Here is a 12601-nt window from a genome sequence, read left to right on the forward strand (position 1 = left end):
ACACTGAATTGAGATGTTACTTAACTATTACTCAAAATAATACTTATTTTTTATTAATAAGTCAATACCAATGTAGACTATTTATAAAAGCCCTTGACCTGCAAACCATAAGCTTTTCCGGCAGTCATATCGTACTGGATAGTTTCATAATCAGAAAGTAATTCTCTCTGCTCTTTGGTCAAATACTTCGGCTCAATCACTTGACCCTTACGTCCAATTAATTCAAAACCTTTATCACCCTCAAAATTGATTGTGATTGCCGGTAATTTCTTGTGAACTTCCGTTAACAATGCTTGATATGGCGTCACTTTCGAATCAGTCTGTTGTAACATCATTGCAATGAAATCACTGGAACTAACAAAATTATTTGCCTTACGTGGCAATCTCATCTTTGCACCATGTTCACGTGCATATTTATTTGAGTAAATAAAGTAACGCGTTGAGTGCATTTGAACTGGGTATTTCGCAGTGTAGCTTTGTGAAAGAATACTTGGATAGTGATCACCATAAAAGACCAGCGTGATCGGTTTTTTAATCTTATCAATTTCATTCACGAACTGCTTAACGGCCCGATCAGTGTATTGAGTTCCTTTAACATAAGTTGCCATCTGTTCACGAACACCTGATGAATTGAATAAATCACCAGAAATTTTACCCATGTATTCATTATTCGGGTACCAGTTATTATATGGCATATGATTCTGAATAGAAATCAAATTGATAAATTGGCCACCTTGACGAGAATTAATTTGGTGTAAGCCGTTAGCATAAGTAGTGAAATCTGAATTATAACCACTACGACCCAATTTTTTCTGGTCAATAATCTTATATTTAGAGCCAGTATAAATAAATTTATCAAACTTAAATCTGTGATAATCTTCTTGTCTTGAATAGTACGTTCCAATAAATGGGTGAACCGCAGATTTGTAGTCAAAGTTCATTCCAATTGTAGGATAAAATTCATAATTAGGAACAACCTGAACATATGGTGTCAAGGTTGACTTAAACATCCCCATGTTCAGACCAGTCAGTGTTTCCCATTCCATATTGGCAGTTCCACCACCATAACCGGCACTTAGCATCGTACCATAAGAAGAACGAGACTTCATTGATTCGATAAACTTAACTGGGTTAGGAACAGAATGTTCAAATCTAATAGTCGGGAAAGTGTTAGGATCAACAAAACTCTCACTCAAATTAAAGACGATCGTCTGATCACGCAGATCATTTTTTCTACCCTTGTTAATTTGAGCTGCTACTTTTGTATATTTTTGATCCAATTGCTTAATCGCTGAAGCAGAATAACCCGTTGGTTCATCCATAATTTGTAAATCAATATAATTCAAGAAGTTCAATACAGGACCATTAACTTGAATATCACGTTCTGGATTACGAAACTTCTGTTTATTATCAAAACCACGGTTAATGTGGTAAATCATTCCACCATCGTGATTCAAACGAAATGGGGTCATGAACAGTAACAAACTAAGCAATGCCCATATACCACGATGTTTCCATGATCCTCGTTTCTTGATTGAAAATTTACATTCCAAAAAGACATCAAGTGCAACTATAACAACTATTGCGATCAAGATTGCAATTACGGTTGTCTTGCCAATCATTGGTAACAAAGTACGCCAATTAACAATTTCACTTAATTCAGTCGGATAAATTGGCTCACCACGAAGGATTAATTTGATCTTATTAGCAACAGCCCAACCAATTGCAATTAGACTGACCAACATATTAGAAGTCCAATATCGTGTAGTCACAAAATATAGAATAGAAAACAATGCATCTAGAAAGATTGTTGTCAAAATAATGGCGAAAAATCTTGTTCCGAGCAAGTAAACGATCGCATTAATCGTTGATGCAGTGCTAATTTGGATACGCAATTTATCTGATTCAATTAAAAATGAACCAAAACTCAATATATAGAACCAAGTCCAAGTAAGGAGGTTAACACGATTAGTTACAATAAATTTAACAAAAATTGACCAAGCTCGTTCACATATTTTAGCTAAATTAGATTCATGATCAAGATAATTAATGGTTCGAGCAAACGGCTTAATTTTAAATAAATATCGTTCAAGCACATCATCCCAAACAATAACTACTATAAACATTATCATAAGCATCAACAGCTTATTAACAGTTGATGAACCCGTGAAACGAAATGCATTCATGAATTTAGGAGAGATTGGCGCATCCATAAACATAATTACTGGAATCAAATAGCGCATTTGCCGCGGGCTAAAAGTCACAATAATCTTTTTAAAGATAAGAAAAACAGCAATAACCAATAAAAACATGAATGGAGATGATGGATTGTTTAAGAATTCACGATTCCAGTCACCGCCACCATTTCCAGAAATAATTTGCGACCAATAAACAGCATCAAAGCCAGATACTCCAATTACGACAATAAAAAACGAAAACAGTCCAATAATTACAGATAAGGTCAGTAATTTACCATCAATCGAAACATTGGATAGGAACATGCCCCAAGCAAAAAAGAGCACTAAATAAAGACCATAAAACGAGTATTGAAATGACAAATTACCCGCACTTAAAGCAAAACCTAAAAGCGTAAGCAGACTCAGTATCAGTAACTTCTGCTTTTCGGTTTGCCTATTAAGCAAGTCATATAAATATGGCTGTAGTAAAAGACTAAAAAATAACCCAGCAAATAAAACTGAAGTACTGGCAATAATCGGGAACAACATCCCCCATACCCGCCACATATTAAAGCTACTAGGCAATTTGAAGAAGAAAAGAATGTAATACACAATCAGCGTTACACTAGCAAGTAACCAGCATTTAAAACTTTCACTGACGCTCAGCTTTTTCTTGCTATAAACAGCACCAAAAACCATTGGTACAATCATTAAAGTTGCATTATGCAACATATTCGGTATAAAGCGAATAAAAGAATAATGTGCTCTAGAAGCAATTCCTTTCAAACTGTACATTTGTACTAGCATGAAAAGAGTTGCTACTAGAAGACAAACAATCTTGGCAGCTTTTAACGTTTTTTTATTTTTATTCATATTTCCAGTACATATCCTAACTAAAAGTAATGTTATTAATGAATTCGTCTTATACTTTATTATGTACAAGACATTCACTCTTTACCTTTACTCAGTAAAGAATTCTTGCAAATCACGCCTCAACTTTGAAGCCATGATTAATGTGACAGTCCCTGACACAATGACCTTTTCCTTAATCTGCATAATACAAGCTAAACCACAGCCTAAACACTAAAGGAAAATTATTAAATTTCGTATTCTTATCACCGATAGCAAAGTAATCAACAGTGCTGCTACAACAGCTTGGATATCTACATCACTACTAGTAATAGGCAACTCTTACCCTCTTGTTACCTTTAGAATGATTCCAAAAGAAAAATATATCCTAAAATTAGTCCTAAAACCGAACAAATCAAGTTCACTTTCCTTTGAAATAAATAATTGATCGGGATTAAACAAGTAGCTATCTTTAATAAACCACTAATCCAAGTTATAATTCCCATTTTCTCTCAAATGACAACCGTATTGGTAGACCCAACTCTAGCGTAATCTTGAAGAGCAATGCTACCCACAAACAACAACTAATCAGATACATGTCCAATTAGAGCTACATAAAGATGGGCCATCAATTTTCACCTTCTTCCTGCAGATCCCAATAGTCTTGATAAATATTATAATCTTGAGTAGCAGGATTAGTAAAATCAAAACCATGAGTTTTATTACGCTGATTTTGATAAGTTTCATTATTTTGAATCCGTTCAGGTTCTAATCCCAATTCTAAGCGTAAATAATCAGACACTCGTTGTAATTCCTGAGTCGACTGAACCTGATAAGAAGCACCTTCAATTGTGGCATTATGCCCATGGAGATAATCATTTTTAACATTTTTAGTTGAATTGCGATAATTAAAAGCAATCTGCTGCAAAGCATCAAATGGTAAGTTGGTTTTTACATTACCAGAAATTGAAGTCAAAACTGAGTCCAATTTAGTTAATGTGTTGAGTGCTACCGCTTTTTTAATTAGCGTTGTAATTACTTGTCGCTGGCGCTTCTGTCTGCCATAGTCTCCTTGCGGATCATCATAACGCATCCGTGAGTATGCCAAAGCACCACCGCCACCCATATGAGTTAACTGACCTTTTTTAAAAATATAGCCACCATACTCAAAACTAAGCGTTGGTCGTATCTTGATTCCACCAACATAGCGAATCAAACGCATTATGCCTTTCATATTAACTAAGGCATAATACTTGATTGGTATATTGACCAACTTAGAAACACTGGCCATTGACATTGCTGCCCCACCCAATGGATATGCTGCATTAATTTTTTCGATCTGGAACTTTTTTGTACCAACCATTTGTGCCATCGTGTCACGTGGTACAGACATTAGTGTATAACGCTCTTTTTGTGGATTAACAACAGCAATAATGATTGTATCAGTGTTACCAATCTTTTCGGTACGATCAAGAGCTCCCGTATCCGTACCCATTAACAATACCGCAAACTTTTTCTTGCCGTTAAATTCACCTTTTTTGATCTGAACCTGATTATTGTTATCATAGGTATCATCAACTGCATTCTTGGTTCGACAATAAATATAAGCAGAGTATGCTACTACTGCGACAATTGCAAAAAACAAAATGATCGATATCCATTTTAAGAGACTCTTTTTCTTGTTGTAATCCTTTGCGTGTATTTCAACCCGACTTTTCTTCGGATGATTATCGTTGTGATCCATATTCTTCGTTTACCCAATTTTTAATTACAATGAGTATATTATAGCAAAAAAAACAAGCCGTTGCTGGCTTGTTTCTTGTATCTTATTAAAATCATTAACTTATTAATTCGCAGTTAATGTCATCGTAAATTCTGTACTTTGATTACCATTCAATATTTCATCATTCGTTGTAGCAATAAAATTTTTATCTCTTAAAACTAGTGTAAGATTTGTAGAAGCAAATTTCACTTTAATATCCATTTTGCTCAACTCAAATTCATTAATATTCTCTTTAATATCCCATTCTTCAGAAATTGGCAAAAGAAATTTTAATGAAAAAGGCATCTCTTTATGAGAATTGTTTTTCAAATAACATTTAATATTGATACGATTTTCCTCAAGTACATAGGATACAATCACTTCAAAATGATATGGAAACTTTTTATAACTTGCACTGTTATCAATTAGAGTTAAACTAACTCTTGCATCTCCTTTATCAACGACCGTCCATGGCAGAAGTTCGGCCAAATTTTTTTCATCTTGACCATTTTCTGCAAAGACAATCTTCAACCTATTTTGCGTGTCGCCATCTTTAAAATAATCAGACTGGTTATTCTTTGAAACAAGATTAACCAGTTGTGCTCCCTTTTCATCCACAGCAACTTGCAAGACGGAACTTTCAATTATTTGCATAACTTTCTCCAAACTTTCTCCTCCCTAGAAAATATCACTTTGATGGCATCAATTCAAGCTTAAAATTAATTCAAATTCTTCATTAATATAAAAAATGCATTTATCAAGAATAGATAATTAAAGCTAAATTAGCAATTATTCTATTAAAAGCATTAAAATTATTAGCAAATTTCACTTTGATATATTATAATAATGGTGTTCCCGAGAATTATAAAATTAGTTTTTGGAACAAGTTAATAAGAAAACATCCCAAAGATATCTTTGGGATGTTTTTTTGAATAATTTTTCTTATCTATTAAATATCCATATTAAAAATTCTTACTTTACATCTTTTTTGAATAGGCGCCATCCACTCAAAATTACAGTTACTAAGCAAATAATTGTTGAAATGATAAAAACTACGTGCATACCATAGATAAAGATCTCTGGTTGTTTAGGTAAATATGCGGTAACACGAGAGCCCTTTGCATGACTCATTGCCGCAAAAAGAACGGTTGTTGCGCTGGAAATTCCGATAACCATACCTAAATTTCTTGAAAGCGAGTTAATACTACCAGCAACACCTAAATCTTTCTGTTCAACAGAACTCATTACTAAAGAATTATTTGGTGAACTGAAAATACCACTTCCAAGTCCCATGATGGCAATACTAATAATGAATAACCAAATTGACGAATTAAGGTTACACAAGGTATAACCAATTTGGCTAATTAATAATAAAACTAAGCCAATAAAGGTAATCAATTTAGGCCCAATTTTATCAGATAGCGTACCAGCAATAGGAGCTGCAAAAAGCTGAACAACTGGCAAAATCATTAAAATATAACCTGTTTGACTTGGAGCCAAGCTGCGCGCATTTTCTAAATAAAAAGGAGTAACAACATTAAAGAAAAAGTTCGTTATAAAAATTAACAGTGCACACAATAAGCTAATTGAAAAGTCAGGATTTTTAAACAAGTTAAATTGCAATAGCGGGTTTTCAGTATGGTTTTCAACAGAAACAAACCAGACAAAGCTGATAATTCCAATTATCAATAACGCTAAAACTGGCAAAGCTGTGAAGCCAAGCTGCTGACCTAAGAAAATTCCGCCAAATAAAGTAATCATTCCTAAAGCAAACCCAACTGAACCAGTCTTATCAAGAGGAGCATTAGTAAATGTAATATCTTTAGGAAGATAAATCGCACCAATAATCGCAGCAATGATTCCAACGGGAACATTTAACCAAAAAATGTATGACCACGAAAGTTTACTCAAAATCAGGCCACCAAGTCCAGGACCTGCAATCGAACCCAAAGCCACAAAAGAACCAATTGTTCCCAGAGCTTTACCTCGTTCAGTCGAAGGAAAAATTTCAGTAATAATTCCGTTATTAGTAGCCATTGTCATCGCCGCACCAACGGCTTGAATAGCCCGTGCCAACAATAAGAACGGTAAATTGATTTTAATACCAGATAACAATGAACCTGCAATAAAGAAAATAGCTCCAAAACGGAAAATTTTTATTTTTCCTTGCAGGTCACTTAACTTTCCAAAAAATAAAATAAAACTACAAACAACAATTAAGTAAAGAGAAACAACCCATTCCGATTGACTCATCGGAATTTGTAAATCATTACTAATTACTGGTAATGCAATATTAACAATTGTTCCATCAAGGGTAGACATAAATGTAAATAGCCCAACAGCTACTAATATCCACCACCGATTTTTTTGCACCTTTTCGTTAGTTTGGTAACTTACAGTTTGCGACATTTTTACCAATCTCCTCAATTCAAATTTTAGTTAGGTACCTTATTTGATTAAATTATACACTTATTTTTGCAGTTGCCAAGTAGCAAAAAACAGCCACATTGATAATGTGACCGCTTTTACTTCTTATATAAGTACACTAAATACTAATTTTTAAAAATCATGAGCATGATAATAATATTTTTCGCACATCCCGAGGAGATTCGGCTTTGAGTAACCGTTCGACATTATTGTTGTCGCGGACAATATCAACTAATTGCTCCAAAGCTTTTTCATGTTCATGCTTTAATCCCGGTGAAAGAACAAATAAGCAAGTAACAGAAGCATATTGATTACATGTATTTATTTCTAATGAATGATCAAATAGAATCAACGATAAACCAATGTTTTTATTGCTAATACTAGGCGCAGCATGAGCTAAAAAAATATCATTAGCAATTAACATATAAGGTCCATATTGATTAATCAGTTGTACGATTTTTTCAAAATAATACTGGTCAATAATTCCATCTCGTTCAAGTAAATTACATCCCAACTGAAGTGCTTTTTGCCAAGTTAAATCGGTAGTATTATTATGGTAAACCATGATGCGTTCAGTAGGTAATATACTACCTAATGTCGGTAAATTAGATTTCTTTACGTTTTTGCTTTTAGGGAAAATAAAATGATCAATGCTTTGTCTAAGTCCACTTTCATCCTTAACATCTGCATATTCATTTATAATTGATACTAAACTATTTACCACACTAGTATTATGCTCTACCTTAAGTGGATACTTCTGGCGCAAAATATTTTCAATTAGACTTTGATCATGCTTAGTTATAACTGCTCTAACATTAACTACAGGAATAGGATATTTTGTACTAGATAATATTGCTGTGCTAATAATCAATTTTGCTTGGTAATCATGTTTAAATATGTTAGGTAAATCTCGTATCTCAAGAGGTAAAGAAAATTTAATTAAGGGATACATCTTTCTGAGTTCTTGATAAAGCATCGCTGAAGTACCTATACCACTCGAGCAAACCACTAATACATCAGCTAGTGAAGCTCTTCTAAATTTATCGCTATTGGTTAAATCATGGTAATTTTTTTGACTAACCGATCCTAAATAAAGACATATCAGTGCTATTTCTTCACTTGGCAATTTTTTTCTTAAATAATTTTCTAATGGAGCACATGCAATCGTAGTAAACTTAATTAATTCTGGATATTGTCGTTTAATTTCATCTACTTCACTTGAAGAAAATGGTACGTCAAATTTCACTCTAAAAAAAGTAGCATATAAATGATTACATAAAACCTTAGTAAATAATTTATAAGAAATTTGTTGTTCAGTTAATTGTTCATATCTAAAAATAATATCCTGAGCAATATTATTTAAATCCTTATATAAATTTTTATTAACACAATTAACTTCTGTAGCTTGTGAACAAAGTATAATTTTACTAAAAAAAACTATTTCACCATTGCAAACTTTTTCCCCAATAAGTGACCGCAATAAATCTTCACATGTTGTCAAAACATTTGTCGTATTGGTTGCTATCCAATTATATTCTGAATCTTCTTGAATAGTAAATTTTTTTAATATTCTCCACTTTATAAAAACCAACAAATAGGCTAACTGTTCTATTGAATTTTCTGAAAAATTAATTTTCATTCGTTGTTGGGTATTAATGACTAGTTGCCTAGCTTTTGAAATAGAATAACGTAAATCTTTAATAAAAGAATAAGTTAACCTATTTTGATAAAGTAATAATTTATAAATTGTTAATCTAATTGCCACTTCATTACCAGTAATTTTATGACCCATTCTAGAGCTAGCAATTTTTAATTGAGGAAACCTTCCATTAATTGTCTTAAAATCTTTAATGATGGTGTTACGAGAACAATTAAATTTCTTAGCTAATTTATTAATAGATAAATAATCATCTTGTATTAACAATAAAATAATAACCGTTTGACGATCAATAGAATGTAAATTGTTTTCATAATTATAATCTTGTTTTGAAACCATTATGTTACGTTCATTAATCAATTTTTTTCTTGTACGATTCGTAATTTTATAACCATACCTAGGAACATTAACAATTTCATCTAAATTATGCTTACGTAAATTTTGATTGATTGTTTCTAACCAATTAAAAGCAGTTCTCCGAGATATGTTAAAAGTTTCAATAATTTCTTTTAAGCTAACAAAATCTGATGATTTAATTAAATAATTTAATAATCGATTAGCCCTAATCAAACTGGTAGAATTGCTTGCCACCACGTTTATCACCCTTCAAATTTAGTAACATAGCAATTTGCCCAAAATATCACAGACTTAATTTATCAATTACTTCATTTATTACTTGATCAATACCAATATTGGTTAATAATGGAAGTCCATTAATAACTGGTGTACTAACTGCATCATTATCATATTGAGTTGTCGTTATAACTAGGTCATAATCATTTGCAAGTGATTCTACTTGAGCAACTGATGACTGACCTAACGTATATTTGTTTTCTGAAATACCTCTCTTAGATAATTCTTCTTGTAACTTATTCATTGCCGATGTACTAGTAACAACACCTGCTCCACATGCAACTAAAATCTTTTTCATAAAAATTACTCCTTAAAACCTTTTTATTTTTTTACTGCCATTTGTTTTTCTTCTGCAATAATTTTTGTTCTGTTCCACCAGCATAATCCTAAAATCAAAACAATTCCTACTATATACGCTACCAATTTAAATGGGGCTACTTGAACAATCAACCATGGATATGGATTTGAACCATAATCAATACTAGAAATCAATGATGAGCCTTTAGGAATACTAAAATGAGCTGCTATTGCACATTTAGTAATTAATGGTGCCAAATTAGTACCAATCCATAACCCTAATACGACATTAATCGCACCAATAATAAATGATCTAAAGAAATCACCATGAGTAATTGATACAATTAGTGGAAACATAAATACGAATCCAACAAGTCCAATTGTCGGTAAGAATTGATTACCTGGTAAAATGAAAGCAAATAATAAAGCAACCGGAATCATTAAAGTAGCACATGCCAAAACAACTGGACTACCTATACCTACGGCAGTATCCATTCCAATATAAATTTTTCTTTTACCTGAAAACTTCTTTTGGGTAAATGCTTGAATTGCATTTGATACTGGTACAACACCTTGTAACAGTAACGCAGCCATTTTAGGTGTAATAATCATTACTGCCGATAAGGTTACACCCATCAACATTATCTTACCTAATTTAGTAGCTACACTCATTCCTGGAATAAAGCCATAAGCCAAAATTCCAATAATAATACCAATAGCGAATCCTAAAAGAGTAGGCTCACCCCATGAACCAAATTTTTTATTAAAATCTTTAGCATCCATATGGATCTTGTTAATTCCAGGAATTTTATCAATAATCCAGTTAAATACAATGGCAATCGGAACAAATGAACCGGCATATCCATGAGGAATTGAAATTCCTGGCAATCCTAAATATTTTTCAGAAAGTGGTGCAGTTCTATCCGCAGTTACCATTATCACAATCATATTTACACTAGCTAAAAAAAGGCTAAGTACAATATCTTTAGTTAAAGCGTATACTAATGATCCACTGAATGCAAAATGCCAAAAGTCCCAAATATCAACATCTATTGTTGATGTAGTTTTTGTTAATAACATCAAAACATTTATAGCAATTCCAAGAGGAATCATACTTACGCCAACAGCTGTACCATATGCAATAGCTGATGCTGATGGCCAGCCAACATCAATTACTTGCAAATTTAAGTGCATAACTTGGATCATATTTTTAATGGCCGGATTCATTACATCAGTTAAAATAGAAACAGTAGCATTTAATCCAATAAATCCGATCCCCACCATTAAGCCACCACGTAGCGCTTTTGTAAAAGGAACTCTTACACATAAGCCAAATATCAACATAATAATTGGAATTAGAACAGTTGGACCTAAGCCAACAATATACATAATGAAATCAATGATAGGTTTCATAAATATTTCCTCCCATAAACTTTATTTAAATTTGCTTTGAAATAGCTTTATATAATTCAACATTATTTTTAAGTTGTATTAAATTACTTAATAAATCTTGGTTTTGAAATAGCGCCATTAATTTTTGTAACATTTTTACCTGTCCATGAGATGTTTTTAATGCTAGCATTACCACAATCTGGACTTCCAAAGTTTCATTTGTAATGGCCATATTATGAAATTTTATAGGATGAGCTAAAGTTGCAAAGGCAATAGCCGCTTCATTGACATACTGAATATCAGTATGAGGAATAGCAACGGCAATTTCACCACTAGGTAATCCAGTAGGATGAACTTGCTCTCTGTCTTTAACGGCTTGCTCAAATGTGTCTTTAACTTTCCCTTGTTTTTTCAATTGTTGGGCTAAATAATGAATAATTTCATCACTGCTATTAAGATTTATTCTTGCAAAAACTAATGATTGATTTAAAAGTTCCATCAATTCACTTCTTTCTTTATTGTTTCTTTTTAAATTTAAGCACTTACAAAATCAATTTTTAAGTCAATTACATGACAAAATTTAGTGCAATCAATTAACTATTAAAGTTATTATTTTTTGCATGTAATTTTGATACAGGATTATTTTGTCCATAATACGCAGCTTTTCCATGCTTACGATAATAGTGCTTGTTTAACAAATAATGTGGTAACTCACAATTTGCTCGTGTTAATTGCATAGTATGATAATCTTCTTCTGCTACTGTCTCTAGCACTTTGGCATTATAAACCGCCTTTTCAGGCGTTTCTCCCCAACAAAAAGGTCCATGATGACTAATAAGTACACCAGGTGTCGCTTTATAATCAAGATTTCTTTCTTCAAAAGTACGGACAATTGAAACACCAGTATATTTTTCATAATCTGATGCAATTTCACTTTGAGAAAGAGAATCAGAAACTGGAATTGCATCATAAAATGTATCAGCATGAGTCGTATTCATTGCTGGAATATCCATTTTAGCTGCAGCAAACGATACGGCCCATGGAGAATGTGTATGTGCAATGCCGCCAATTTCTCCAAATTTACGATATAAAATAACATGAGTTGGAGTATCACTTGATGGATTTAGATCACCTTCGATTATTCTACCTTGCAGATTAATTACAACCATGTCTTGAGGTTTCAATTGTTGGTAATCAACTCCAGATGGTTTTATAACAAATAAACCACTTTCTCTATCGATTCCTGAAACATTACCCCAAGTAAATGTAACTAATCCTAACTGCGGTAATTGCATATTTGCTTTATAAACCTTTTCTTTTAGTTTTTCTAACATTTATTTACCTTCTTTAGCTTTCAATATGTTCTCTTAAAATTATTTAACTATTTTATAAGTCATGCTTTAAGTC

General features: G+C 32.5%; 9 protein-coding genes. All 9 read right to left on the reverse strand.

What is annotated here, in order from left to right; translation table 11 throughout:
• Nucleotides 1-77: 77 nt before the first annotated feature.
• Entirely contained in the window at nt 78-3050 is a 2973-nt protein-coding gene (locus tag F5ESL0246_RS06950; protein ID WP_122019003.1) for an LTA synthase family protein, read from the reverse strand.
• Between the two features lie 604 nt (nt 3051-3654).
• Nucleotides 3655-4770, reverse strand: coding sequence for an LCP family protein (locus F5ESL0246_RS06955; RefSeq protein ID WP_122019005.1), 1116 nt, complete (start codon nt 4768-4770; stop codon nt 3655-3657).
• A gap of 102 nt (nt 4771-4872) precedes the next feature.
• Complete coding sequence (locus tag F5ESL0246_RS06960) at nt 4873-5454, reverse strand: aldose epimerase (protein ID WP_122019006.1); 582 nt, start codon at nt 5452-5454, stop codon at nt 4873-4875.
• 306 nt (nt 5455-5760) lie between these two features.
• Nucleotides 5761-7197 (reverse strand): MFS transporter, encoded by a 1437-nt coding sequence (locus F5ESL0246_RS06965; RefSeq protein ID WP_122019008.1) that lies wholly within the window; start codon nt 7195-7197, stop codon nt 5761-5763.
• A gap of 157 nt (nt 7198-7354) precedes the next feature.
• Complete coding sequence (locus F5ESL0246_RS06970) at nt 7355-9463, reverse strand: HTH domain-containing protein (protein WP_158592504.1); 2109 nt, start codon at nt 9461-9463, stop codon at nt 7355-7357.
• Nucleotides 9464-9512: 49 nt separating this feature from the next.
• Nucleotides 9513-9803: a PTS sugar transporter subunit IIB gene (locus tag F5ESL0246_RS06975; RefSeq protein ID WP_122019012.1), complete on the reverse strand. Its 291-nt coding sequence runs from the start codon at nt 9801-9803 to the stop codon at nt 9513-9515.
• A gap of 23 nt (nt 9804-9826) precedes the next feature.
• Nucleotides 9827-11215: a PTS galactitol transporter subunit IIC gene (locus F5ESL0246_RS06980; RefSeq protein WP_122019014.1), complete on the reverse strand. Its 1389-nt coding sequence runs from the start codon at nt 11213-11215 to the stop codon at nt 9827-9829.
• 25 nt (nt 11216-11240) lie between these two features.
• Nucleotides 11241-11693, reverse strand: a complete 453-nt coding sequence (locus tag F5ESL0246_RS06985) for a PTS sugar transporter subunit IIA (protein WP_122019016.1) — start codon at nt 11691-11693, stop codon at nt 11241-11243.
• 94 nt (nt 11694-11787) lie between these two features.
• Nucleotides 11788-12528, reverse strand: coding sequence for an L-ribulose-5-phosphate 4-epimerase (locus F5ESL0246_RS06990; RefSeq protein ID WP_122019018.1), 741 nt, complete (start codon nt 12526-12528; stop codon nt 11788-11790).
• Nucleotides 12529-12601 lie beyond the last annotated feature (73 nt).

Origin of the sequence: Lactobacillus sp. ESL0246, assembly GCF_003692965.1 — a bacterium.
Lineage (GTDB): Bacteria > Bacillota > Bacilli > Lactobacillales > Lactobacillaceae > Lactobacillus.